We start from the raw sequence: 25,466 nt of genomic DNA, 5'->3' as shown, positions 1-25,466 counted from the left end.
TAGGAGGGTATGTTTTGAAGCTTAGAACATTAATCAAAGACAACCTGATTGTTTCACTTGCCGGAATTTTTGGAGTTAAAACAAAAATTAAACTACACCCTATTCTGGATCTTAAAGGATCTGAAGATAAGTGGGTGTCTGAAGGTAACGATCCAGCCTTACTACTCGAAGGCAGGTTCTTCGGCGGCTGGAATAAGATGATTTGGTATTCTAAGGCAGATGAATACATCCCTTTAAAAATGTATTGGGATTCTGGTAATGGATTTTCGGAGATTGAGAGTAGAGTGATCAGTTCAATCAAACCGGATGTTTTTGAATATGAGCAATTTGTTTATATTCCAAAAGGAGCAGTAAAGCTGAGGTTAGATCCGGGAGAGAAAGAAGCGGAGTTTGTTCTTAAAAATATCCACTTCAAGAAGATAACGAGAATGAGTGTAGTATTTTCCTCGATTTCATCCATTATTAGACAAAGAGGTAGAACTTTTCTTACGTACAAAACGATCTTCAATAAGGCTATCCATGTCTTAAAAACTCAAGGAATAAAGGCTCTATGGATTAAAGCAAAACAAGTGGTAGGGGGAGAGGGGGATAGTTCTACTCATGATTATGAGATGTGGATTAGAAAAAATGAATTAAAAGAAAACGATATAATGCAAATCGAATCGCAAATAGATACATTTACATACAAACCGTTGATATCTATAATTCTACCAGTCTATAACGTAGACGAAATTTGGTTGCGAAAATGCATCGATTCGGTAGTAAATCAGCTTTATACAAACTGGGAGTTATGTATTGCTGATGATGCTTCTCCAAAACCTCATATTAAAAAAGTGCTTGAAGAGTATGCTAAGCGAGATGCAAGAATAAAAGTGGTTTTTAGAGAGGAAAACGGACATATATCCGAATCTTCGAATTCTGCACTTGCTATTGCAAAAGGAGAGTTCATTGGATTGTTAGACAATGATGATGAACTCGCAATAGATGCATTATACGAGAATGTAAAACTCCTTAATAATTATCCTGATGCCGATATGATTTATAGTGATGAAGATAAAATAAGTATTGAGGGCGTTCGACATTCACCATTTTTTAAACCTGACTGGTCTCCAGACTTACTCCTTACTCATATGTATATCTGCCATTTTGGAGTATACCGCACCTCTATAGTAAAGGAACTTGGAGGATTCAGAAAAGGATATGAAGGAAGTCAAGATTTCGATTTAGCGTTGAGGGTTAGTGAATTAACAACTAATATCTATCATATTCCTAAAATACTTTACCATTGGAGGACTATACCTGAATCAACGGCTTCTGGCCCAGGTGCTAAAAACTATACTCACTATGCTGGTTTAAAAGCGGTCAAGGATGCTTTGCACCGTAGAGGAATTAATGGATGGATTGAAGAGTTGGAAGGTTATTCCAATTTCTATCGAGTACACTATAATGATACATTAAATTCCAATTCGATGGTTAGTATAATTATTCCGACAAGAGACGGGCAGCTGTTAAATAATTGTATTCAATCATTGACTGAAACCCTCTCTGAAAAAAATATTGAGATTATAATTGTAGATAATGGAAGCCAAAAACAAGAGACCTTTTCTTTATTCAGCAAATGGAAGAATATCTTTAAAAGTAAAATAAAAATTATATCTATTAATGACCCATTTAATTATGCAAAACTTAATAATATTGCAGTTGAGAATGCAAAAGGTGAATTTCTCTTATTATTAAATGATGATGTTGAGATTATTAGTACTAATTGGTTTGATGATATGATTGGACAAGCGGCTAGGAAAAACATTGGAGCAGTTGGTGCATTTCTGATGTACCCCGATAAAACTATACAACACTCCGGTTTGACACTTGGATTGGGTAAGCAGAGAGCGGCTGGGGATGGGCATCATAATCGTCCAATAACAGACCCTGGATATTTCGGAGCGATGCTCTCAGTAAAAAATGTATCTGCTGTGACTGCTGCCTGCTTGATGGTTAAAAAGGACTTATATCTACAAGTTGGCGGAATGGATGAAAATTTATCTGTAGCTTATAATGATGTTGATTTTTGTCTGAAATTAAGAGAACAAAACTATTTAAACATATGGTTACCTTATGTTCAAATGATTCACCATGAATCAAAAACTAGAGGCTTGGATCATTCTGAAGAGAAGCTTAATAGACTTAACAAAGAAGCCTCTTACTTGCAACAAAAATGGGGAAGTGCCTTATTAAGAGATCCTTATTATAATCCCAATCTTTCTTTAGATACTGGATTTATGTTGAAGTTGTAAATATACCAAAAAATCATAATCGGAAAATGCAACTAAAAAACAATATTTATGTAACTAAAAAAGGGAGGGGTAAAGTGTTTGTGAAAAATAGAACGTTTTTAGTAAAAATGGCAATTTTATTTTTATGCGTATATTTATTTCAATTAATAGTAAAAGTAGCCCCAGGAGATGACACTTGGTTTAGGGATATCTCAAACCAATTTTCATTTTTTGATTACTTAAATTTTCGATTTAATGAATGGTCAGGGAGAATTCCGGTTGAAGCAGCCTTATATTTTTTCTTAAATGGTAAGGTCTGGGCATGGCGAATATTGAATACTAGTTTAATCATATCACTGGGATACTTAATGTTGAGGACATTAAAACGCAAGGTTCTGTTCCAGGAATTGTTGGCAGTAGTATTGCTTTTGGGCTTCTTTAGTCATAGTATATTGAGTTCAGGTCTCTTATGGATAACTGGATCGATGAACTATCTTTGGCCAATTTGTGGTGCTTTATTTGCAATGATACCATTTGCTGATTATCTATTAAGAGATGAGCCTGAAAAAAATACCATTAAATTGATTTTGTCAGGATTTATTGGGTTCATATCTACACATAGCAATGAGCAAGTGGCATTATGCATGATATCTTTTTCGGTTATTTCCATTATTGTTCCTCTGATAAAAAAGAAAGAGATTAATATAAAATTAATCTTTCTTTTGTTAGTTTATATTATTGGAGCACTTATATTATTTCTTGCACCAGGAAATTCAAAACGATTTATTTCTGAAACAGCAACCTGGTTTCCGGGCTTTGATAAACTGTCGTTAAAAGACCATGTCTATGTAGGGACAATTTGGATATTTAATAAGTTGTTCAATGAGATGAAGTATATTATTTTATTGCTTTCGGGCGTCTCCACGATTTTAGTTTACAGGAAAATGGAAGACAAAAAATCTTTTAGTTATATTCTAGTGTCTATATCTATTGTGTTATTTGTTATTGTTCTTAGTGTTTCACTGATAGATAACATAAAATTTTTGTTTTACGACTTTAGCGCAATTCAAAAACTTGATATAGGTAACGGGTTGCTTCATTTTTGGAGAATTGGCCCTCACTTTTTTATTACGTTATTTCCTTATATTTTTTGGTCTATATATCTAGCTGTTTTGATTTGCCTGGTTGTATTAGCCTCTGATCAGAAATATTTTGTATTACTTTGCTTGTTGGCTTCTATTGCTTCGATGGTTGTTATGTTTGCTTCGCCTACAATCTATGCGTCGGGAAATAGAGTTCTAACTGTCAGTTCAGTCTTGATATTATTGGTAATAACTAATCTGATTATTAAATCAAATTTATTAAATAATAAGGCTATTTGGTTAATTATTTGTACATTTTCTGCAACGAATATATTATCACTTTTTTTCAATTGGTTAATTAATGGATACAGCCCTATACTATAAATAGGATTGGAAGAATATTTAATGAAAAAAATAACTATTTTGATCCCGGCTTATAATGAAGAGGAAGTACTGTTTTCTTTATATGAGAGGCTTCAATCAGTGATTGACAGATTACCTCAATTTCAATTCGAACTTTTATTCGTTAATGATGGGAGTAAAGACAACACACTGGGAATCATTAAGTATTTGAGACATTCAGATTCTAGAATTTCATATGTGGATTTATCTAGGAATTTTGGTAAAGAAATAGCCATGATGGCTGGATTTGATCATGCGCTTGGGGACGCGGTTATTATTATTGATGCAGATTTGCAAGATCCACCAGAATTAATACCAGAAATGATACGATATTGGCAGGAAGGTTATGATGATGTATATGCAAAAAGAAGGACAAGATCTGGAGAAACTTGGTTTAAAAAATGGACTGCAACTACGTTTTATAAAATACTCCAGAAACTCTCAAGCATTCCTATTCAACCGAACACTGGTGATTTTCGTCTTCTAGATAGACGTTTTGTAGATGCTTTAAAACAACTGCGTGAGACTCAACGCTATACTAAAGGTATATTTAGTTGGATTGGTTTCAACAAAAAAGAGATTCTTTTTGATAGAGAACCTAGAGCTGCTGGGAAATCTAAGTGGAACTATATAAAACTTATTGATTTGGCAATAGAAGGAATTACTTCTTTTACAACTAAACCTTTACGTATTTCAGCTTTATTTGGTGTGGCTACATCATTGTCAGCTTTTTTCTTTTTAGTGTGGATAATATTAAAAACGTTAATTTATGGTGAAAACGTAGCTGGGTACCCTTCATTAATGAGTGTGATTTTATTTTTAGGTGGAATACAACTAATATCAATGGGAGTTATTGGAGAATATTTAGGGAGAATTTTTAATGAAACCAAAAAACGACCTTTATATTTTGTTAACGAATATAATGATGTGAAAGAGACAGTGCGGTGATAATCTTAAAAAATATTATATTACCTTTTTTGGTATGTTGACTACATTAGAAATAGTGTAACTATTTATTTATTGAATAAATTTTAATATTATATCGAGAACTATCTTATATCTTGGTTCTAATTCTAGTGAATCATGTTCATTAATCTCCCGATATCAAAAGTATTAGGAGTATATTAGTTAATGTATTTTATATAATTAGCAAAAAAGTTGTTTAAAAAATGGAGGCTAGCAAATGAAGGGAATTATATTAGCAGGTGGTACAGGTTCACGACTGTATCCATTAACAAAAGTTACCAACAAGCATTTACTACCAGTCGGGAAATACCCTATGATATTTCATTCTGTGTACAAGCTTAAGCAATCCGGAATAAAAGAAGTTCTAATCGTTACTGGTAAAGACCACATGGGTGAAGTAGTAAACCTCTTAGGCAGTGGAAGCGACATGGGGGTGTGTTTTACATACAAGGTTCAGGATGAGGCTGGTGGAATCGCTCAAGCTCTGAACCTTGCGGAACAGTTTGTAGGCGATGACCAGATGGTTGTTATTTTGGGCGACAATGTATTTGCTGATGATATTTCACCTTACGTGGAGAACTTTAAAACGCAGCTGAATGGAGCAAAAATACTAATTCAGGAAGTAAAGGACCCTCAGCGTTTTGGAGTACCTGAAATCGAAGGGACACGTATCATTTCTATTGAAGAAAAACCGCAGCAACCTAAAAGCAACTATGCCGTAACTGGCATCTACATGTTCGACCATACCGTTTTTGACATTATCAAAACATTAAAACCTTCTGCCCGGGGCGAATTGGAAATCACGGATGTCAACAATGCATATATTGAAAGAGGTCAGCTCACTTATGATATCCTTCAAGAATGGTGGACGGATGCGGGGACGCATGCTTCCTTGGCCAGGGCCAACGAGCTGGCTAAGGAAATCGTCTTTGGCGAAGAATTTGGCAAATTGAAACTATAAGTCAGGAGGAACTACATTATGAAAGTGACTCCTTTAAAATTTGAGGGAGCAAGTTTAGTAGAACCAGTCGTCCATGGCGACCATCGTGGTTTTTTTATGGAAAGTTACAATGTGCAACTCATGCAGCAGCGAGGGATTCATTACAACTTCATTCAAGATAATCAATCTTTATCCGCACAACCGGGAGTTATCCGTGGCCTGCATTATCAGCTTAACCCAAAGGCGCAGACGAAGCTGGTTCGCGTGATTTCAGGAGCTATTTATGACGTGATCGTGGATATCCGCCGAAGCTCGCCGACTTTTGGACAGTGGGAAGGGTTCATTTTGAGTGAATTTAATCATCGTCAGCTGTTGGTTCCGAAGGGCTTTGCCCACGGTTTTTGCACGTTGGTGCCAAATACGCAAGTGATGTATAAAGTGGACGAATATTATTCCCCTGAGCATGATCGCGGCATATTATGGAATGATCCGGCTTTAGGGATCGATTGGCCGACTTCAAGTCCTGTTTTATCGGATAAGGATCAACGTCATCCCTTGTTAAAAGATGCAGAGATGAATTTTGACTAGTAGAAGGAATGCAAATTAGGAGGTTCAATTCATGAAACTGCTTGTCACCGGCGGAGCCGGTTTTATCGGCAGCAACTTTGTGCTGTATATGCTGAAGCAGCATCCGGAATATGAAATTATCAATGTGGATGCTTTAACTTATGCCGGCAATTTGGAAAATTTGAAATCGGTTGAGCAAAATCCGAAGTACACGTTTGTAAAGGCAGATATCCAGGACGCCCATGCGATGGATCAGTTGTTCCGCCAAGGGATCGATGTTGTGGTCAACTTTGCCGCCGAATCGCATGTGGATCGCAGCATTCTGGATCCGGGTATTTTTGTGAAGACGAATGTGCTCGGCACGCAAGTTCTGCTGGATACCGCTAAAAAATACGGCATTACGAAGTTCGTACAGGTGTCGACGGACGAAGTCTATGGAACGCTGGGCGAGACAGGCTTGTTTACAGAGGAAACGCCTCTTGCTCCGAACAGCCCGTATTCGGCTTCAAAGGCTGGATCGGACTTGCTGGTTCGGGCGTATCACGAGACCTTTGGGCTGCCTGTAAACATAACCCGCTGTTCGAACAATTATGGGCCTTATCAGTTCCCGGAGAAGCTGATCCCGCTGATGATCTCACGGGCTTTGAACGATCAGTCGCTTCCGGTCTATGGAGACGGGCTCAACATCCGTGATTGGCTCTATGTGGAGGATCACTGCAGTGCTATTGATCTTGTAATCCACCAAGGGCGAGTTGGTGAGGTTTACAATATTGGCGGCAACAACGAACGGACGAATATTCAAATTGTCAAAACCATTTTGGAACAGCTGAACAAACCGGAATCATTAATTACCTATGTCCAGGATCGTCCAGGACATGACCGCAGATATGGAATTGACCCGACCAAATTAACAAGCGAGCTCGGCTGGAAGCCGAAACATAATTTTGAGAGCGGAATTAAAGCCACTATTGAATGGTATCTAAATCATCAGGAATGGTGGACACGCATTCAGTCCGGAGAGTACCAGGAATATTACGAAAAGCAGTATGGTACCCGGCTTGGTGAACAGAAATGAAAGTACTGATTACAGGGGCTAATGGTCAGCTAGGGCGGGATACCACTATTGTATTCGAGGCTGCCGGACATACGGTCCTTGCATGCGACCGGGATAAACTGGATATAACGGATCAACAGCAGTGCGAAGAGGTCGTTGCTGATTTTAAGCCGGATGCGGTGCTTCACTGTGCCGCCTACACAGCGGTTGACGCAGCGGAATCGGATATTGACGGGGCTTATTTACTTAATGCGGCCGGAACCCGAAATGTTGCGGTAGCTGCAGAGAAATGCGGCGCCAAAATGGTCTATATCAGCACGGATTATGTCTTTGACGGTTTGGCAGAACAGCCGTATCAGGAGTATGATGCCGCAAAGCCGCGAACGGTGTACGGTAAGTCCAAGCTGGCTGGAGAAATGCTGGTTCAAAGCTTGTCTTCGCGTTATTTCATTGTGCGCACTTCCTGGGTATATGGCATATACGGCAGCAATTTTGTAAAAACGATTATGCGTTATGCCCAGGAGAAGCCTGTCCTGAAAGTAGTGGATGACCAGATCGGTTCTCCGACTTATACGGTGGACCTGGCTCATTTTTTGCTTGAGCTGGCTTTGACTGAGAAATACGGAATTTATCACGCATCGAACAGCGGGGCTTGCAGTTGGTATGAATTTACGCAGGCTATTTTGGAGGAAGCGAAGGAGCTTTTGGGTTTGTCTGTAACCGCAGGGCTGGTGCCTTGTACTACCGAAGAATATCCTAGACCTGCCCCCCGTCCCCGCAACTCGGTACTGGAACATCTGTCCATCCGAACGAACGGATTTAAGGATATACGTCCATGGCGTGAAGGCCTGAGAGACTTTCTGAAAGAACTAAAGCAAGAACAGTAGATTAAAAAACTATGCACGGTAAAGCTCCTAATCCGTTCGGCGGATTAGGAGCTTTTCAGTTATAATAAGGTGAACTTCACTATAAAGCAAAGGATGTCCGTCATGGCCCAGCCCCAAATTCAAGTTCTGCTTTCTACATATAACGGAGAGAAATACATCAAAGAGCAGTTGGATAGTGTTTTAGCTCAACAAGGCGTTAGCCTTAACCTGCTTATAAGGGATGATGGATCGATAGATTCGACATGCTCAATCATAGAAAATTACGTGGAGAAGAATCAGGGGCGTATTCTGTTTTCCCAGGGTGCAAATTCAGGGGCTAAGGGGAGTTTTTTCAAGCTAATCGAACAGTCATCGGATGGAATGGACTACTACGCCTTCTGCGATCAGGATGATATATGGGAACCGGGAAAGCTGCAGCGAGCTGTTTCTTTGCTTAAGCAAGAAGACAACGATCTTCCTCTCATGTATTGTTCGGCAACTCGAATGGTAGATAATACCCTCTCCTATTTAGGAACGTGGCCGTCTGTCCCGCGAAAATCACTAACTCTTTATAACGCTTTGGTGGAAAATATAGCAGTTGGCTGTACCATGGTCATGAACCGGGCTGCGATGGAGCTTGTGAAGAAACACCTGCCTAGGGACTATGCCAACGTCATTATGCATGACTGGTGGGTATATCTCATTGTTTCCGCCTTTGGAAAAGTGAACTTTGATGATACGCCGCATCTTTTGTATCGGCAGCATGGGGGGAATGTGCTTGGAGGTCAAACCGACGGGGTACTCGCTAAATGGCGCAAGCGACTTAAGAGATTTTCGCAAGGGCAGAATCACTACATTCTTAGCAATCAAGCACGCTTATTCTACAGCACATTTGAGCCTCATTTATCTGACGAACACAAGAAATCCATACTTCAGTTCATGAATACATTGGAACAAAACGCTGCGCATAGAATGATCTACGCAATTCATTCTCCATTCTACAGACAATCCGCACTGGACAATCTGGTACTTAAGGTGATTTATGCGGCCAGAAAAGTTTAACCAATGAAAAAAAGACAGGAACCCGCTGAACGGATTCCCGCCATCCTATCTGGCATTCGATTTACTGGAGCGCTTTGACCAGAGCTGCCCCAAATTCCTCGGCGCCGTCCGGGCCGTCTCCGGTAATAATGTCCGGAGATGCTACGACATGCTGCGCTACATAGTCCACGCTGCCCGCTTTTAATTCGTTAATTTGGACATCCACTGGATAGCATGTTGCCTGACGTCCGGACAGTAAGCCGGCTTTGACCACGGTTACAGCGCCTGCACAAATGCCTGACACCAGAATTTTTTGCTCATGCGCTTGCTTCAGTTTTTTCAATAGTTCCTCATTGCCCCACAGATAATCGTTCGTTCCTGAACCTCCAATGACGGAGACGACATCATAGTCGCTGAATGAAACATCGGAGAATAGAACCTCGGCTTCGGCCTTGCCCTGATAGTCGCCGGTAATCGTTCCGGTTTTGGTGCTGGCAAGGGTTACTTCAACCCCTGCCCGTTCCAGGGCTTCTTTCGGCGTGAACAGCTCGGTCTCATTGAAACGCTCGGGTGGTATAATAAAAAGGGCTTTTTTTCTCATTTGGTGTTAATCTCCTTTACGCAAAATAATATAGCTGCCAGCTAAGAATAGTTTAAGGCGCTTTGCTGGCCTTTGTGAAGAATGCACTATTTTGTGCGGAGGTTACTGTATAGTTACTATTGGATGAATAAAAGGGGATGGAATCTACTTGGCAGATACATTACGCAAGGAAATTAAAGAGAAAATCGTAAACGGAGACTTTAATTGCGAGAAGGAGCTTACGCTTTCTATTTTGAGCGGAAAATGGAAGGTTGTCATCCTTTGGCATCTGGGCGTCGAGGGACCGCACCGGTTCAGCGATCTCCAAAGACTGTTCCCCAAAATCTCTCACAAAATGCTGACGAACCAGCTGCGTGAGCTGATAGAAGACGGAATTGTACGCCGTGAAGTCTTTCCGGAGGTTCCGCCAAAGGTGGAATATTCCATGACTGAGCTGGGTATGACGATTCTGCCGATCGTAGAGATGATGTTTGATTGGGGCAAGAAACGGATGAATCAGATTAAAGAAGAGATCGGATATTCGGACTGAATCTACTTTACCTGCGACAAAATTCAGCCAAACCTGCTATAATATCACTAGATTACTAATTTTGTCAGGGGCAGAACTCCAATGGATTTGAGCATTATTATTGTAAATTACAACACTCGGGATTTAACGCTGGACTGCCTGCAATCGGTCTATGATTCGAGGACGGCGTACCGCTACGAAGTCATCCTGATCGATAATCACTCCTCGGATGGTTCCGTACAGGCGATAGCGGAGCGTTATCTGCAGGTCACCGTCATAGCAAACGATAACAACGCAGGGTTCGCCAAAGCCAACAATCAGGGGATGAACATAGCCAAGGGCCGCTACATCCTGCTGCTGAATTCAGATACGGTGGTGCAGCCGGATACGCTGCATACGATGGTTTCCTTTATGGACAGCCGGCCCGATGTCGGGGCGTCCGGATGCAAAATCATCCTGCCCGACGGTTCGCTCGACAAGGCGTGCAAGCGGGGATTTCCAACGCCTTCAGCTTCGTTCTATTACGCCTTCGGCTTCTCGAAGCTGTTCCCGGATCGGCCGCGGTTTAACCAGTACCAGCTTGGCTATCTCGATCCGGACGATTCTTACCCGGTAGATTGCCTGGTAGGCGCGTTCATGATGGTCCGTCGAGAGGTAATAGATCAGGTTGGAGGACTGGACGAGGACTTCTTCATGTATGGGGAAGACATCGATTGGTGCTACCGGATCAAGGAAGCCGGATGGGGGATTTACTATAATTCCGACACTTACATAGTGCATTATAAAGGCGGCAGCGCAAGACGCCGTCCGCTGAAGATCGTGTATGAGTTTCACCGGGCGATGGTGCTGTTCCATCGCAAGCATTTTCGCAGGAAATATAACGCCGTCATCAATGGCTCGGTTTATGCCGGTATCGGACTCAAGTTCGGGCTGGCGCTGCTCGCCGGCTGGATTAAGCCGCCAAGACCTGCGCCGGCTGCATCCGAAGCGGCCCATGATTCAAAGGCAGGTGTGAAATTATGATACGCAGCAACCAGCGTTTTCTGACGCAGCTGTACGCTTTTGCAGACCTTATGATCATCCAGATTTCCTTCCTGCTGGCCTGGTGGCTGAAGTTCGAAAGCGGATGGATTGCGCATGAGCATCCTTTGCCCATAGAGTCGTACGCTTACTGGAGCCTGATCTATGGGGCGGTATCCGTAATGGTCGGGCTGATGATTGCCCTCTATTCACCCAAGCGGAAGAAGCGGTTTGCCGATGAACTTCTGAAAATATTCCAGACTCACCTCATCAGTCTGTTCGCCCTGCTCAGCTTGCTGTTCTTCGTGAAGGAAGTGAACATTTCCCGTTCTTATCTAGCCATTTATATGGCTTTGAATCTGTTATTGATCATGTTCTACCGCTATGTTCTCAAGTTCGTGCTGAGACAATTTCGCAGCAAGGGGTACAACCGCCAGTTTGTGCTGATTCTGGGGGCGGGCTCGCTCGGCAAGCGGTTCTATGACAACCTCAAGCAGTACCCGGAGCTGGGGTATGAGGTGGTCGGTTTTCTGGATGATTACCAGCAGTGGGACGCTATCGAAGCGAAGAAATATAAGCCGATTCTCGGACCGCTGGATGAGCTGGAGCAAATGCTCAAGAAATTGCTGATTGACGAAGTGATTCTGGCGCTGCCGCTGGACGCGCACCATAAATATCCGGCCATCATCGGGCTTTGCGAGAAGGCGGGCGTCCGAACGCTGATTATTCCCGACTTTTTCGACTATTTGCCGGCCCGGCCGTTTTTCGATAATTTTGCCGGCATGCCGATGATCAATGTTAGGGAGATTCCGCTGGATCTGATGAGCAACCGCCTGTTCAAGAGAGCTTTTGACATTATCTTCGCTTTATTCGCGATTATGATCACTTCGCCCGTTATGCTGGCCGTCGCGATCGGAGTGAAGCTTACGTCCCGGGGGCCGATTATTTTCAGGCAGGAAAGGGTTGGCCTTAACCGCCGTAATTTCAATATGTACAAATTTCGCTCGATGAGGGTTCTGCCTGAAGGGGTGGAGGACAGAGGCTGGACGACCCGAAATGATCCGCGCCGCACGAAGTTCGGTTCCTTTATCCGCAAAACAAGCCTGGATGAGCTGCCGCAGTTCTTCAACGTGCTGCTGGGCCATATGAGCGTCGTTGGTCCACGTCCGGAGCGTCCGCTTTACGTGGAGCAGTTCCGGGAAGAAATACCGAAGTATATGGTCAAGCACCATGTTCGTCCCGGCATAACCGGCTGGGCGCAAAGCAACGGGCTGCGCGGCGATACCTCGATCGAGGATCGGATCAAGCACGATATTTTCTACATTGAAAATTGGTCCCTTTTGTTCGATATCCGCATTATTCTAAGGACGATTCGCAACGGATTTATCAATAAAAATGCGTATTGATTGAATGTCTCCACACAGGAGACATTTTTCTTTTTGGGATGAACATTGCGCACGTTTTTGCTTGATTTAATGCGAAATTATTGTGTTTTTATCGTGGACACCTATTAACAAATTGTTCTTTTCATGTTATGATGTAAGCGAAACCAAATGAGTTGCAATACCATTCTATCATCATCCAAGGAGGATGAAGAACATGCTGGCAGGGCTGAAAGAAATCAAAAATTTCGTTACGGGCAACCGGGAAAATTTGATGGCATCCGGCGATGAAGAGTACCGGAGAATCGAGTTTGGGCTGGAACGCCACCTGCGTACTCCGGAACCCGCGCACCGGCTTACCGCAGAGGAAGAGGCCCGGATTAAACACGTGATTTATCACTGAACCTACGTTAAGCATCTTTGATGAGCTGAACATATACTTACAGGCCGCATGAGTGAAATGAGCACAAGCCATTTCGCGTCAGAGCGGTCTTTTATTTATCTTCGGACGGAAGCTGCACTTTCCGGGCGAACGACTCATATGCTGGATTAAAACCTCAGTAAAGTGAAGGTGCAATTGCATGAAATCCTATTTTGCCAATGCTGGCGGTGTTTCGCCTTACCGGCGAATGGCTCCGCGTACCGTGTCAAATGCAGAAGTAGTGCAGGACCGTGCCTTTGGAGACGTAACCGGGGATGGAAAGCCGGATGAGGTGCTGCTGACCGGGACGCAAAGCCCTGACAGCCCTTTTGTCCAGAACATTACCCTGATCGTCAAAGACGGCGCTTCTTCCGCCGTATACCGGATCCGGCTTCCGGAGCCCGTGGGTTATCATCCTACCGTCCTGCTTGCTGATTTCACGGGCGAAGGACGCCAGGATATTCTCGTGCAGATTGATTCCGGCGGTTCGGGGGCAATTACGTACGATGACGTGTATCATTTTGCGAACGGCAGCTTCCGGCATATTTTTAACTCGGAGCATCTCAATCAGCAGTGGAAATATCGCGTGGACTATTTGGATGGCTACAAGCTGCAGGTCACCTCGGAAGCGACGGGAGAAACCTATACGATTGACATCAGCGGGCGAGGCAAAGATTATCTGGATCAAATCTATAACCCCGACGGCACGCTTAAGCAGCCCGTTCAGGGCTTTGTCGACCCGGTGAGCGGTCTGTATCCGGTGGACACGGATCGGGACGGCAAATATTCCCTGATGGCTTTCCAGGGCGTAAGCGGGCTCTACCATGCCGACCGGTTTGGCTATATCGTGAGCTTGCTGGACTGGACTGGGGGCGGCTGGAAACTGACGGAACAATGGTTCTCGATTAACGGAATGTGAGCGGCCTAATAGAGCGGGCAGGATTGTCTACCGGAACCCCTGTCCGCAATCTTAAAATGATTTCTTCTTGCAAATTTGCTCCCCATTCTATTGGTAATGATATAATAGTTTCTATTAATGACGATATAGGTAGAAAAGGGAGAAGCCATTTATGAAAATCCGTAAAGCTATCATTCCGGCAGCCGGGCTAGGAACCCGCTTTCTGCCGGCCACCAAGGCAATGCCGAAAGAAATGCTGCCTATCGTGGATAAGCCGACGATACAGTACATAGTTGAAGAAGCGGTTTCCTCCGGGATCGAAGATATTATTATCGTAACTGGGAAAGGGAAGCGTGCGATTGAGGATCATTTTGACAATTCGTTTGAATTGGAGCATCATTTATTGGAAAAGAGCAAGCTGGATCTGCTGGGTGAAGTCCGGAAACCGTCCGACATGGCCGATATCCATTATATCCGGCAGAAAGAACCGCGGGGCCTCGGGCACGCCATCTGGTGCGCGCGCAAATTTATCGGGGACGAGCCGTTTGCCGTCCTGCTCGGGGATGACATTGTAGAGACGGAAGGCACGCCTTGCCTGAAGCAGATGATGGGCGTATTTGAACGTTATGGACGTTCAGTGGTGGGTGTGAAGCCTGTGCCTCATCAAGAAGTGTCCAGATACGGTATTGTGGATGCGGATCTGCTGGAGGACCGGGTATACCGTGCGAAACGGCTGGTGGAAAAGCCGAAGCCGGAAGATGCACCGTCGGATTTGGCGATCATGGGGCGGTATGTTTTGACGCCGGGCATTTTTGGGGAGCTTGAAGCGCAGCAGGAAGGGGTAGGCGGGGAAATTCAGCTTACCGACGCTATTGCCCGGCTTGGGGAGAAAGAAAGCATCATGGCCTATCATTTTGAAGGACGGCGGCATGATGTGGGGGAAAAGCTTGGTTTTATCGAGACAACCATCCATTATGCCCTGAAACAAGAGGATATGAGAGATAAGCTGCTTGCGTATATGAAGAGCCTTTTGAACTAATATTGAAGGAAGAGCAATCGAAGCAATGATCTTGGCCGGAGGGTAATGCCAATGAACCGATTGTTAAGTCTTTTTGGCCTGGCCGCCGCAGTCCTGCTTCTGCTTCTGGCGGGAAATGGACTGATCTTCAACGATCAGGGGCTGGGCCAGAGACAGGGGTTTACCCAGTATCGCGCGATTTCCCACGCCATGGGGGCCATTAACGGTAAAACCCATTCCAACAGCTATGAAGCCTTTATTGCCAATTATGCCAAGGGCAATCGGCTGTTTGAAATGGACATGCTGTTTTCGGCGGACGCACACTTGATTGGCCGCCATGAATGGGGCGCCAGCTTTTCCAAAATGATGGGACAGCAGGGCGCTTTGTCCGCGGAGCGACTGGATGCCCGCTTCACCTACGACGAGTTCAGAAAAGCCAAAATAGATGGCAAATATGACGCGCTCACTTGGGAAGACGCGATCGAGTTGTTGCGAAATTACCCGGACATCTATATCGTGACGGATACTAAAGAAATTGAGCCGGACAAGATCAAGCGCATGTTTGAAACTATTGTTCAAACTACGGAAAAGGTCGATCCGGAGCTGTTAAACCGGGTAGTGCCGCAGATTTACAACGAGTCTATGCTCGAACAAATCCAGTCGATCCATGCGTTTCCCGAACTGATTTACACCCTCTATGTCTCCGAGGATACTGACGAACAGGTTGTTGAGTTTGTCCGGAAAAACTCGATCAGCGCGGTCACCATGTCGAATTCCAGAGCCAACCGCAAGCTGATCGGAGCGCTCAAGAAGCTTGGCGTGCCTTCCTATGTTCATACCGTTAATGATAAACAGGATGTATTAACTTATGAAGCGATGGGGGCCTACGGCTTTTATTCGGATTCCCTGTCGGAAGGCGATCTCAGCAAGCCGGTCTGGAAAATACTGCTCGGGCTGTAGATTTTCAAATACTCATCCCAAAGCGGATCCTTCCGCTCTTAAAGTTACGGTTGTTCATGTCATAAAGTTTTTTCTGCAAACTTGCGCTCTGGGGATGGGGCGCTTTTTTTATAATTAGGAAGTAAAAGTGAAGCTCTCAGGCAGGTGTGGATCAGAATAGGAGATGGGTATGGGATGGAAAGCGTGGGGCCGCCTTTAGAGTCATGTTCTAACCCTAAGATAAGTTCAATAGAACATGATTCTAACAGCGGGTGGAATCCCATACCCAACCCTCCAGGCTACTCCAAACGTAGGGTTTACACGATAAAGGAACAGAGGCTTGCTCAGTTTTTTCATGCAGCCTCTGTTCCCCTTTTATACGAACATTGACACTATCCGATGCCTGACATAGACTAGAAAGTAGTGTCTGTCAGAACGCCGAATCGGCAGCATTCGGAGAAAATTCGAGAGCGGGCAAGTGGCCTTGCGACGATCCATCGGACAGGCCGTTTACAGGTTGCGGATTTCCGCATATTTTGGAGGAATTTTAAATTGAAATCAATCATTCATACATGGAGGCATGTGTTTAAGCTGGACCCGGACCGCAGCCTGACGGATGAAGAACTGGAAGCTGTCTGCCTGTCGGGAACGGATGCGATTATCGTGGGCGGATCAAGCGGAGTTACCTATGACAATACCGTGGAGCTGCTCTCCCGGGTAAGGCAGTATGAGCTTCCCTGCGTGCTTGAGGTATCCGACCTGGAGGCGGTTGTGCCGGGCTTTGACCTTTATCTTATTCCGATGGTGCTGAATACGAAAAATCCCGAGTGGCTGATCGGCCGTCACAGCGAGGCGGTTGAGCGCTTTGGTTATTTGATTCCTTGGGACATGGTGATCCCCGAAGGCTACATCATTCTGAATCCGGCATCGACGGCCGGCATCCTGACGGAAGCGGACGGTACGCTTAGTGCTTCCAAAGCGGCAGCCTATGCGCAGGCGGCTGAACGTCTTATGTCCATGCCGATCATCTATTTGGAATACAGCGGCATGTTCGGCGATATGGAGCTCGTCGCTGCCGTACGGAGATCCATAGGACAAACCAGACTGTTCTACGGTGGGGGCGTGGCGGACGCCGAAACGGCCCGCCAGGCGGCTCAGGTTAGTGACACGGTGGTCGTTGGGAATATCATTTACACCAGTCTGCCGCAGGCTTTGGAAACCGTTCAGGCGGTTAAAGGCAAGGATATGACCTTAAACTAAAGCGGCGTGCGGGGCGGCCTGATTAGGGGACATACCGAAATGGAATCCCGGACAAAGTTAAAGTTGTGGCGGAACCGTTTGGCGTAAGAAGGAGCAGACCGGTGCCGCTTCATTTATGAAAGGAGACATGGACCATAATGTCTGTTGATATAGAGCAAGCGATTAACAAGCTGAATCCCGAGCAAAAGAGGGCGACACTCACCACGGAAGGCCCGCTGCTGATCATGGCTGGAGCGGGAAGCGGCAAGACGCGGGTGCTGACGCACCGGATTGCCTATTTGATCGCCACACGCAAAGCTCCGCCGTGGGCCATTCTGGCCATCACGTTTACGAACAAGGCGGCACGCGAGATGCAGGAACGGGTATCCCATCTCGTCGGCCCGGAAGGCCGCGATATTTGGGTATCCACCTTCCACTCCATGTGCGTGCGTATTTTGCGCAAGGATATCGAGCGGATTGGGTTTACCTCCAACTTCTCGATCCTGGATTCCACGGACCAGTTGTCCGTCATCCGGAATTGCATGAAGGAGCTGAACATCGATACGAAGAAATTCGAACCGAAGGCGGTTCAGGCGATGATCAGCGGCGCCAAGAACGAACTGGTTACCCCGCACCAGTATGAGCAGAAGATCGGCGACTATTTTCAGGGCATCGTGGCCAAGGTTTACTCTATGTACCAGAAGCGTCTGAAGAGCAACAACTCGCTCGATTTCGACGACCTCATCATGAAGACGATCGAACTGTTCAAGGAAGTGCCGGAGGTACTGGATTTTTATCAAAAGAAATTCAAATACATTCACGTGGACGAATATCAGGATACGAACCGCGCGCAGTATATGCTCTGCCGCATGCTGGCGGACGGGCATCACCGTCTGTGCGTGGTGGGGGATAGCGACCAGTCCATTTACCGCTGGCGCGGGGCGGACATTTCGAACATTCTGAACTTCGAGGAGGATTACCCCGAGGCGACGACGATTTTGCTGGAGCAAAATTACCGGTCCACCTCGAACATTCTGAATGCGGCGAATGAGGTTATTGCCCAGAATACCGGCCGCAAGCCGAAAAAGCTGTGGACGGACAAGGGCGAGGGCCCCAAAATCAAGGTCTACCGGGGCGATTCGGAGCATGACGAAGGGTATTTTATCACCTCGGAAATTCATAAAAATATTAAGCAGTCCAGGTCGTACCGGGATCATGCGATCCTGTACCGCACCAATGCCCAGTCCCGGGTGATCGAGGAAATTTTGATCAAATCGGATATCCCTTATCAGATCGTAGGCGGCATCAAGTTCTACGACCGTAAGGAGATCAAGGATATGCTTGCTTACCTAAGGCTGCTGTCCAACCCTGATGACGACATCAGCCTGACCCGGATTATTAATGTGCCCAAGCGGGGCATTGGGGATACCACTGTAGGGAAGCTTGCGGCGGCTGCGGCAGAGCGCGGCATGTCTATTTTTCGGGTGCTGGAAGTGGTCGATGATCTCGGATTTGCCGGACGGACCCGGAACACGCTCGTAGAATTCTATGATATGATTGTGGGTCTGCACCGGATGGTCGAGTTTCTGTCGGTTACGGAGCTGACGGAGAAAATGCTTGAGCTAACCGAGTACCGTTTGGAGCTGCAGCGCGAGAATACCCTGGAATCCAAATCCCGTCTGGAAAATATAGACGAATTCCTGTCGGTGACCATGGAATTTGAGAAGAACAACGAAGACAAGTCGTTGGTCGCTTTCCTGACGGATCTGGCGCTGATTGCCGATATCGACAGCATGAACGACAGCGAAGAAGCGGACTCCTCTGACGCGGTAATTCTCATGACAATGCACAGCGCCAAAGGTCTGGAATTTCCGGTCGTCTTTATCATCGGCATGGAGGAAGGCGTCTTCCCTCACAGCCGGGCTTTCCTCGATAACGAGGAGCTCGAGGAGGAGCGCCGCCTGGCTTATGTAGGCATCACGCGGGCGGAAGAGCAGCTCTTCCTGACCTGCGCGCAGATGCGTACTCTGTTTGGCCGGACTACGGCCAACCCGCCGTCGCGCTTCCTGAGCGAAATTCCGGATGAGCTGAAGGAAGAAACCGACATCGCCCGCGACCGCTACCGCCGCGGCGCAGCAAACGGCGGCGCCTTCAGCGGGCGCGGCTTTGGCGGCGGCGGCAGCAACTTTGGGGCCGGGCGCGGCCTTTCGGGCGCGCCGGCTGGCAGAGCTGCCGCAGGTGCGCAGGGCGCCGGCCGTGTCACCGTCACGACCGGCGGCTCTGCGGCTCCGGCCGCCCGCGCCGCGGGCGCGCCTGGCGAGCTCAAAGCCGGCGACAAGGTGTCGCACGGCAAGTGGGGCATCGGCACGATCGTGGCCGTCAAGGGAAGCGGCAACGATACGGAGCTGCAGATCGCCTTCCCGGCGCCGGTCGGAGTGAAGCGGCTGCTTGCCGGCTTTGCGCCGATCACGAAGGTGGAGGGATAGGCCGAATTGGCTTGTGTATCTGGATTGCCTTGTGTAACCGAATTGGCTGATGTATCTAAATTGGCAGGTGCAGCCATACTGGCTGAACTTGCCGACTGGCTGGGGGTTCGTAAACGATGGCTTGACTGGCCAGATTAGCTGAGCTTGTTGAACATAGCTTGGTTTGCCAGCCTGACCGGTCTGCACTATTCCCTGTCGCTCCCTGCCAACCATCGATTAGACCGGGCCTAAACAGCCTACAATAAAAGAAGAATCAACAGAGCGGAATAACAAGACTTTGGAGCAGGAACAGGAATAGTCCGCATTTTAAGATGATCATAAACGGAGGGTTGTCCCCGCATGGATAAAGTGCAGAGGATGGAGAAGCTCGTTCAGGAGCTTGACAAATACAATTACCATTACTACACGCTGGATAAGCCGCTGATTAGCGATAAGGAATACGATGTGCTGTACGATGAGCTTGCTACGTTGGAAGCGGAGACAGGCACCGTTCTTCCGGATTCCCCTACACAGCGTGTAGGAGGGGAACTGCTTCGCGGGTTTATGCCGCACCGGCACATCGTGCCGCTCTGGAGCCTTGACAAAGCCCAAAATGAGGAGCAACTGGTGAGCTGGAATAATCGTGCGGTCAAACTCATCGCGGATTACAATGCGAAGAACCCGGAGTCTCCGCTCCCGCCTTTGTCTTATGCGGTCGAGCTCAAATTTGACGGCCTGACACTGAATTTGACATATACGGACGGAAAATTGGTTCAGGCTGCTACGCGCGGGAACGGCGCCCAGGGCGAAGGCATTCTTGCCCAGGTCAAGACGATCAAGTCGGTTCCGCTTACAATTCCTTATAAGGAAGGCACAATTGAAGTGCAGGGAGAAGGCATCATGAACCTGTCGGTACTGGCCGCTTACAATGAACAGGCCGCCGAACCGCTCAAAAACGCCCGCAACGCTGCGGCCGGAGCACTGCGCAACCTTGACCCGAAAACAACGGCAAAACGCAGGCTGAACGCCTTTTTTTACAACGTAGGCTATGCCGGGAAGAAAACCTTCAAGGATCACCGGGAGATGATGGCTTTTCTGAGGGAGAACCATTTCAAGGTGAATCCGTTCATCTTCTATTTTGATGATTTCAGCCAGGTGATCACGCAGCTCCAGCAAATCCAGCAGCAGCGGAGCGAACTGGATTATCTGATTGACGGGGCTGTCGTTAAAATCATGGATATGCGCACGCGTGAAGTGCTTGGGTATACCGACAAGTTTCCGCGCTGGGCCGTGGCGTTCAAATTCGAGGCGGAGGAGACGACTACCGTCTTGGAGTCGGTCACATGGAATGTAGGGCGAACCGGCAAAATCACGCCGCTCGCGCGCGTGGAGCCTGTTGAACTGGCAGGGGTAACGGTCCAGAACTGCACCTTGAACAATGTGGGAGACATCGAGCGCAAAAACCTGAAGTTTGCCATCGGCACCCGGGTGTTTATTCGGCGTTCCAATGATGTGATTCCGGAAATTCTCGGCAAGGTGACCGATGAGAACGATGGACAGGAGATCGTTTATCCGGCGCAATGCCCGGCTTGCGGGTTTCCGCTGCAGCAGCGGGGAGCGCATCTGTTCTGCGACAATCGCTTCGGCTGCCGTCCGCAAATTGTGGGGCGCATCACCCACTTTGCTTCGCGGGATGCGATGGATATTGAAACGTTCAGCGACAAAACGGCGGGGCAGCTCTACGACGAGCTGGAAGTCCGCGAGCCTGCGGAGTTGTACAGCCTGCAGTTTGAGAGTCTGGTGAAGCTGGAACGTTTCGGGGAGAAAAAGGCCCGGAACCTGCTGGATGCCATCGAGGCCAGCAAAACGCGCGATTTGGCGTCGTTCCTGTACGCTCTCGGTATTCCGAACACAGGCAAATCGACGACAAAGCTGCTGGCGGATCATTTTGGCTCGCTGCAGGCCGTTATGGAGGCGGATGCCGAACAGTTGACCGCGCTGCCGGATATCGGCGGGATCGTGGCGGAATCGATTGTTTCGTATTTTGCCGACCCGTTCAATTTGGCTTCCATCCGCAAAATGCTGGAGCAGGGCGTTCAGGCCAAGGCGCCGGAGACGCCGCAGGCCGCCAGAACCGACTCTTATTTTAGCGGCAAAACGGTCGTCCTGACAGGAACGCTGCACCAGCTTACCCGCGACGAGGCCGCAGAGAAGCTTGAAGCGCTCGGGGCGAAAGTCACCGGCAGCGTCTCCAAGAAAACGGATCTGGTCATCGCCGGGGAGAAGGCGGGCAGCAAGCTGACGAAGGCCCGGGATCTCGGGATCGAGGTCATTGAGGACGAAGATGAGTTTATCAGGCTGCTTGAGGCATAAAGGAAGGGCTTGGCGGATTTCCGTCAGGCCTTTTTTAATCTTTTTCCGTATGAACTCAGGGTTCGTGTCTAAGTTTCGGTCGGGCCTTTCTTGGACACCCAGGCATCCTCATCATAGCCTCTCTGGTCCCAATACCCGATATGCTCTTCAGCCATCAGTTCAATTCGGTTCAACCATTTGACCGACTTGTGGGCATACATTTTGGGAACGATCAGCCGCGCCGGGCCGCCGAGATCGCTTGGGGTCGGCTTGCCGTCGTGCAGCACATCTACCATCACATCGTCGCAATACGCCTGCTTCAAGGAAAGCCAATCGGTATAAATATCATCGCCCAAGTAGAACTTCACGTATCCGGCTTCGGGGCGAACACCCGCCATGTCGAGCAGTTTTTTGAGCTGAATCCCCTCTCACGTATTCTGAAACACCGACCACCCGGCTACGCAGTGAAAGTCGCTGACTTGTACGCTGCGCTTCTGTTCAACGAATTGTTCCCAAGTCTACTGAATTGTGCGGTGGGCCAGGCCATCATCGGTGTAAACGTGAATTCTTAATTGTTACATAAATCATACCTAATTGATAGCGGCTGAGAAAGATTTAGCTCCTTTTATTTAGCAGGGATGATTCTTTTTTGCGGCTCTTGTGGACCACTATTGTATACCTCTAATAGTACAAAAGTACCTTTTATTCTCATTCGACAAATTTTGCAATGGAAATATGCTATAAAAATGATAATTTCCATTTAATAGATTTACAAATTTTAGGTTACACCAACCTGAGTTACTGTCCAGCCATATATTTTTGCTTCATACTCAGGAAAATACCGAGAGGAGATTGAGTAATGAGAAAAGCCGGTTTTTTGTCAAAGGTCACAGGTTCGGCCATGGTTTTCTTCCTTCTAGCCGCTAATCTTGCGGCTGCAGCTCCATCAGAAGCGAAAGAAGGGAAAGAGCATTCGTTTCTGGTGGGTCTGACTCCAGGAGTTGCTGCTAAAGCATTGGATGCTCCTGGCATTCAGATGAAAGATCGTTGGGATGACCTTAACGTGGTTCAAATTGTTGCGTCGGAGGCTGCGATAAAAGGACTGGAGCACAACCCGAATATCAGCTACATTGAGGAAGACCGTACCGTCTATGCGAGCAGCCTTGGCACGAACTACACGGATGGCGCGCTCACCTGGGGGTTGCAGGCCGTGAATGCCGAACAAGCCTGGAGCCAGAATGCAACCGGGCAAAATATCAAGGTTTGTGTTTTGGATTCCGGCATCGATTATGACCATCCGGAGTTTACCAGAGACGGTGTCTCGGTAATAAAAGCGAGCAAAAATTTCGTGAACGACGGGCACCCGGATGCGACCGACGGTGCGGGACACGGCACTCACGTCGCAGGTACGATTGTCGGACAGACCAGCAATAGCGGAAGCCGAATTGGAGTTGCTCCCGACGTCGATCTGTATGTAGCAAGAGTATTGGGTGACGACGGCAGCGGATCAACGAGCGGAATCATCAATGCTCTCAGTTGGTGCCAACAGAATAATGCCAACATTGCAAGCCTCTCGCTCGGAAGCTCCAGATCTTCCCGGACTGAAAAAGCGGCGTTTGACAAGGCCTATCAAAATGGAATGCTCAGCATTGCCGCAAGCGGAAATGACGGCGGCGCAATTGGCTATCCAGCAAATTATAGCTCCGTTGTAGCGGTTGGGGCCGTGGACAGCAGCCTGAATCTTGCAAGCTTCTCCAACTACGGTAAAAATCAAGAGGTAGTGGCGCCCGGCGTAGCGACATTATCCAGCATTCCAAGAGGTACCGGTATACAAAGCTCCGCTAAAGAGACCGAAAATGGGGTTGATACAAGCTTTTCAAGCGTGCCACTTGAATTTTCCGGTCAGGGTGAGGTAACAGGTGCGCTGGTTGACTCCGGCTTGGGTGATTCTGCTGACGCATTCAGCGGAAAGCCTGCAAGCGGTCCTTGGGTTGCTTTAATTAACCGGGGAAGCATCTCCTTTGCGGAAAAGATTCAGAATGCAGTAGCCCAGGGGGCATCGGCGGTCATCATTGCCAACAATGACACCGCTAACCCTGATGATCCGGGCAGCTTTACATTGGGAAGCGAAGGAAACTGGGTCCCGGTCGTATCCGTCTCCTACAATAGCGGCAATTCGATTCGGAGTAACGGACTCGGAACGGGAAGCGTTAATGTATCTTCATGGGATTACAGCTACTTCCAAGGAACTTCGATGGCCACACCGCACGTTTCTGCGGTAGCAGCACTAGCTTGGTCCGCCAACCCGCAGCTTACGAATGAGCAAATCCGTAATATTCTTCAAAGTACGGCTGTAGATTTGGGTACAGCCGGACGAGACAGCAGCTTCGGATTCGGGCTTGTTCAGGCTGACGCAGCGGTTCAAAAGGCCAGAAATTTCTAAACGAATAAGCGATAATAAAGCCAGCCTATCAAGGCTGGTTTTATTGCTTCTAAAATGTCATTACGGGATCAGGAGATCATTTATCGTTGCCCAAATAGTAGCTCGAATAGTAATTCCGAAAATTCAGCGTTTTTTGCAGAGCGGAATGTCCGGATAGAGAAATGCCTGAGTTACTGGATGCGGCTGTTGAACAACCTCCTGAACTTTGAAGAACAAAGATTTATGTTGAATTCACATTCAATTTCCTGATGGTGTTCGTGTTTAAGGATTGCAAAGACTGTTTGTTATACCGGATAGGAGCCTGCGGATGAGACAATTACTGAATCATATTAGGTTATGATGAATTTCTATAAAATACCTGTCGAAAAAAGTGTCAAAAAAAGTTGCAACGTTATAAGGAATATGATATATTATTTCTTGTCGCTTCGAGAGCTATCTTGATAGATTGACAGAATTTATGTCAAAAAAAGAAGTTGACAAATTGGGTATTAGCGTAGTACAATATTAAATTGTTCGGCGATATTTTTTCGCTGAATAATTAAGTTCCTTGAAAACTGAACAAATGGATCACGTCAATGATTTTTTAAAATGAATCGTCAGATTCAAAATGAGCTAATCGCTCTTTCATTAAAGGAACAACTTTATTGGAGAGTTTGATCCTGGCTCAGGACGAACGCTGGCGGCGTGCCTAATACATGCAAGTCGAGCGGAGCTGACGGAGTGCTTGCACTCCTGATGCTTAGCGGCGGACGGGTGAGTAACACGTAGGCAACCTGCCCGTAAGACTGGGATAACTACCGGAAACGGTAGCTAATACCGGATACGCAAGTTCCTCGCATGAGGGACTTGGGAAAGGCGGAGCAATCTGTCACTTACGGATGGGCCTGCGGCGCATTAGCTAGTAGGTAGGGTAACGGCCTACCTAGGCGACGATGCGTAGCCGACCTGAGAGGGTGAACGGCCACACTGGGACTGAGACACGGCCCAGA

Annotated in this window: 21 protein-coding genes and 1 rRNA gene; 20 read left to right on the top strand and 2 right to left on the bottom strand. The window is 47.0% G+C overall.

From position 1 onward, the window contains the following. Window positions 1-14 precede the first annotated feature (14 nt). The 8 genes from K7397_RS00110 to K7397_RS00075 all read left to right on the top strand — a co-directional run bounded on the left by K7397_RS00110 (window position 15) and on the right by K7397_RS00075 (window position 9,212). Complete coding sequence (locus K7397_RS00110) at window positions 15-2,294, top strand: glycosyltransferase family 2 protein (RefSeq protein ID WP_237690559.1); 2,280 nt, start codon at window positions 15-17, stop codon at window positions 2,292-2,294. Window positions 2,295-2,374: 80 nt separating this feature from the next. Continuing rightward, a complete protein-coding gene (locus K7397_RS00105; protein ID WP_223065902.1) occupies window positions 2,375-3,739 on the top strand; it encodes a DUF6056 family protein in 1,365 nt (454 codons plus the stop codon). A 21-nt stretch (window positions 3,740-3,760) separates the two neighbouring features. After that, window positions 3,761-4,705: a glycosyltransferase family 2 protein gene (locus tag K7397_RS00100; protein ID WP_223065901.1), complete on the top strand. Its 945-nt coding sequence runs from the start codon at window positions 3,761-3,763 to the stop codon at window positions 4,703-4,705. A 235-nt stretch (window positions 4,706-4,940) separates the two neighbouring features. Continuing rightward, window positions 4,941-5,684: a sugar phosphate nucleotidyltransferase gene (locus K7397_RS00095; RefSeq protein ID WP_223065900.1), complete on the top strand. Its 744-nt coding sequence runs from the start codon at window positions 4,941-4,943 to the stop codon at window positions 5,682-5,684. Window positions 5,685-5,702: 18 nt separating this feature from the next. After that, complete coding sequence (gene rfbC, locus K7397_RS00090) at window positions 5,703-6,251, top strand: dTDP-4-dehydrorhamnose 3,5-epimerase (RefSeq protein WP_223065899.1); 549 nt, start codon at window positions 5,703-5,705, stop codon at window positions 6,249-6,251. A gap of 31 nt (window positions 6,252-6,282) precedes the next feature. After that, complete coding sequence (rfbB, locus tag K7397_RS00085) at window positions 6,283-7,305, top strand: dTDP-glucose 4,6-dehydratase (protein ID WP_223065898.1); 1,023 nt, start codon at window positions 6,283-6,285, stop codon at window positions 7,303-7,305. Continuing rightward, the gene (rfbD, locus tag K7397_RS00080) at window positions 7,302-8,171 is read left to right on the top strand and encodes a dTDP-4-dehydrorhamnose reductase (protein WP_223065897.1); all 870 of its coding nucleotides are present in this window, start codon (window positions 7,302-7,304) and stop codon (window positions 8,169-8,171) included. The genes rfbB and rfbD overlap by 4 nt, the downstream gene beginning before the upstream one ends. A 102-nt stretch (window positions 8,172-8,273) precedes the next feature. Beyond that, window positions 8,274-9,212, top strand: a complete 939-nt coding sequence (locus tag K7397_RS00075; RefSeq protein ID WP_223065896.1) for a glycosyltransferase family 2 protein — start codon at window positions 8,274-8,276, stop codon at window positions 9,210-9,212. Window positions 9,213-9,273: 61 nt separating this feature from the next. Here the strand turns inward: K7397_RS00075 and K7397_RS00070 are convergent, their stop codons facing one another. Then, window positions 9,274-9,792 carry a DJ-1/PfpI family protein gene (locus K7397_RS00070; protein WP_223065895.1) on the bottom strand — a complete coding sequence of 173 codons (519 nt, stop codon included), beginning with the start codon at window positions 9,790-9,792 and terminating at the stop codon, window positions 9,274-9,276. A gap of 148 nt (window positions 9,793-9,940) precedes the next feature. On the opposite strand from K7397_RS00070, the gene K7397_RS00065 reads away from it, so the two are divergent. The 10 genes from K7397_RS00065 to ligA all read left to right on the top strand — a co-directional run bounded on the left by K7397_RS00065 (window position 9,941) and on the right by ligA (window position 22,055). Beyond that, window positions 9,941-10,321: a winged helix-turn-helix transcriptional regulator gene (locus K7397_RS00065; RefSeq protein WP_223065894.1), complete on the top strand. Its 381-nt coding sequence runs from the start codon at window positions 9,941-9,943 to the stop codon at window positions 10,319-10,321. Between the two features lie 81 nt (window positions 10,322-10,402). Continuing rightward, entirely contained in the window at window positions 10,403-11,323 is a 921-nt protein-coding gene (locus K7397_RS00060) for a glycosyltransferase family 2 protein (RefSeq protein WP_223065893.1), read from the top strand. Then, window positions 11,320-12,726 carry an undecaprenyl-phosphate glucose phosphotransferase gene (locus K7397_RS00055; protein ID WP_223065892.1) on the top strand — a complete coding sequence of 469 codons (1,407 nt, stop codon included), beginning with the start codon at window positions 11,320-11,322 and terminating at the stop codon, window positions 12,724-12,726. Before K7397_RS00060 ends, K7397_RS00055 begins: the two co-directional genes overlap by 4 nt. 193 nt (window positions 12,727-12,919) lie before the next feature. After that, entirely contained in the window at window positions 12,920-13,105 is a 186-nt protein-coding gene (locus K7397_RS00050; RefSeq protein WP_223065891.1) for a hypothetical protein, read from the top strand. A 178-nt stretch (window positions 13,106-13,283) separates the two neighbouring features. Continuing rightward, window positions 13,284-14,042 (top strand): VCBS repeat-containing protein, encoded by a 759-nt coding sequence (locus K7397_RS00045; protein WP_237690558.1) that lies wholly within the window; start codon window positions 13,284-13,286, stop codon window positions 14,040-14,042. A gap of 151 nt (window positions 14,043-14,193) precedes the next feature. After that, entirely contained in the window at window positions 14,194-15,060 is an 867-nt protein-coding gene (gene galU, locus K7397_RS00040) for a UTP--glucose-1-phosphate uridylyltransferase GalU (RefSeq protein ID WP_223065890.1), read from the top strand. A 51-nt stretch (window positions 15,061-15,111) separates the two neighbouring features. Further along, window positions 15,112-15,999 carry a phosphatidylinositol-specific phospholipase C/glycerophosphodiester phosphodiesterase family protein gene (locus K7397_RS00035; protein ID WP_237690557.1) on the top strand — a complete coding sequence of 296 codons (888 nt, stop codon included), beginning with the start codon at window positions 15,112-15,114 and terminating at the stop codon, window positions 15,997-15,999. Between the two features lie 531 nt (window positions 16,000-16,530). After that, complete coding sequence (gene pcrB, locus K7397_RS00030; protein ID WP_223065889.1) at window positions 16,531-17,238, top strand: heptaprenylglyceryl phosphate synthase; 708 nt, start codon at window positions 16,531-16,533, stop codon at window positions 17,236-17,238. Between the two features lie 134 nt (window positions 17,239-17,372). Further along, window positions 17,373-19,703: a DNA helicase PcrA gene (pcrA, locus tag K7397_RS00025; protein WP_223066109.1), complete on the top strand. Its 2,331-nt coding sequence runs from the start codon at window positions 17,373-17,375 to the stop codon at window positions 19,701-19,703. A 339-nt stretch (window positions 19,704-20,042) separates the two neighbouring features. Further along, window positions 20,043-22,055 carry an NAD-dependent DNA ligase LigA gene (gene ligA / locus K7397_RS00020; protein WP_223065888.1) on the top strand — a complete coding sequence of 671 codons (2,013 nt, stop codon included), beginning with the start codon at window positions 20,043-20,045 and terminating at the stop codon, window positions 22,053-22,055. 68 nt (window positions 22,056-22,123) lie between these two features. Here the strand turns inward: ligA and K7397_RS00015 are convergent, their stop codons facing one another. Beyond that, a complete protein-coding gene (locus K7397_RS00015; RefSeq protein WP_420488738.1) occupies window positions 22,124-22,456 on the bottom strand; it encodes a molybdopterin-dependent oxidoreductase in 333 nt (110 codons plus the stop codon). Window positions 22,457-22,893: 437 nt separating this feature from the next. Here K7397_RS00015 and K7397_RS00010 point away from each other — a divergent pair, with 437 nt between their 5' ends. Both K7397_RS00010 and K7397_RS00005 read left to right on the top strand, forming a co-directional pair. Further along, on the top strand, window positions 22,894-24,477 hold the full coding sequence (locus tag K7397_RS00010; RefSeq protein WP_223065887.1) for a S8 family serine peptidase: 1,584 nt from the start codon (window positions 22,894-22,896) through the stop codon (window positions 24,475-24,477). Window positions 24,478-25,118: 641 nt separating this feature from the next. Then, window positions 25,119-25,466 (top strand): 16S ribosomal RNA (locus tag K7397_RS00005); the annotation flags it as partial.

It is taken from the genome of Paenibacillus caui, assembly GCF_019904135.1.
GTDB classification, from domain to species: domain Bacteria; phylum Bacillota; class Bacilli; order Paenibacillales; family Paenibacillaceae; genus Fontibacillus; species Fontibacillus caui.
Note: the sequence above shows the minus strand (reverse complement) of the source record. Positions and strands in the feature narration are given on the sequence as shown.

Coding starts and splice junctions, on each gene's coding strand:
- K7397_RS00100 (WP_223065901.1), top strand. CDS start 3,761: ATGAAAAAAATAACTATTTTGATCCCGGCTTATAATGAAGAGGAAGTA.
- K7397_RS00095 (WP_223065900.1), top strand. CDS start 4,941: ATGAAGGGAATTATATTAGCAGGTGGTACAGGTTCACGACTGTATCCA.
- rfbC (WP_223065899.1), top strand. CDS start 5,703: ATGAAAGTGACTCCTTTAAAATTTGAGGGAGCAAGTTTAGTAGAACCA.
- rfbB (WP_223065898.1), top strand. CDS start 6,283: ATGAAACTGCTTGTCACCGGCGGAGCCGGTTTTATCGGCAGCAACTTT.
- rfbD (WP_223065897.1), top strand. CDS start 7,302: ATGAAAGTACTGATTACAGGGGCTAATGGTCAGCTAGGGCGGGATACC.
- K7397_RS00075 (WP_223065896.1), top strand. CDS start 8,274: ATGGCCCAGCCCCAAATTCAAGTTCTGCTTTCTACATATAACGGAGAG.
- K7397_RS00070 (WP_223065895.1), bottom strand. CDS start 9,792: ATGAGAAAAAAAGCCCTTTTTATTATACCACCCGAGCGTTTCAATGAG.
- K7397_RS00060 (WP_223065893.1), top strand. CDS start 10,403: ATGGATTTGAGCATTATTATTGTAAATTACAACACTCGGGATTTAACG.
- K7397_RS00055 (WP_223065892.1), top strand. CDS start 11,320: ATGATACGCAGCAACCAGCGTTTTCTGACGCAGCTGTACGCTTTTGCA.
- K7397_RS00050 (WP_223065891.1), top strand. CDS start 12,920: ATGCTGGCAGGGCTGAAAGAAATCAAAAATTTCGTTACGGGCAACCGG.
- K7397_RS00045 (WP_237690558.1), top strand. CDS start 13,284: ATGAAATCCTATTTTGCCAATGCTGGCGGTGTTTCGCCTTACCGGCGA.
- galU (WP_223065890.1), top strand. CDS start 14,194: ATGAAAATCCGTAAAGCTATCATTCCGGCAGCCGGGCTAGGAACCCGC.
- K7397_RS00035 (WP_237690557.1), top strand. CDS start 15,112: ATGAACCGATTGTTAAGTCTTTTTGGCCTGGCCGCCGCAGTCCTGCTT.
- ligA (WP_223065888.1), top strand. CDS start 20,043: ATGGATAAAGTGCAGAGGATGGAGAAGCTCGTTCAGGAGCTTGACAAA.
- K7397_RS00010 (WP_223065887.1), top strand. CDS start 22,894: ATGAGAAAAGCCGGTTTTTTGTCAAAGGTCACAGGTTCGGCCATGGTT.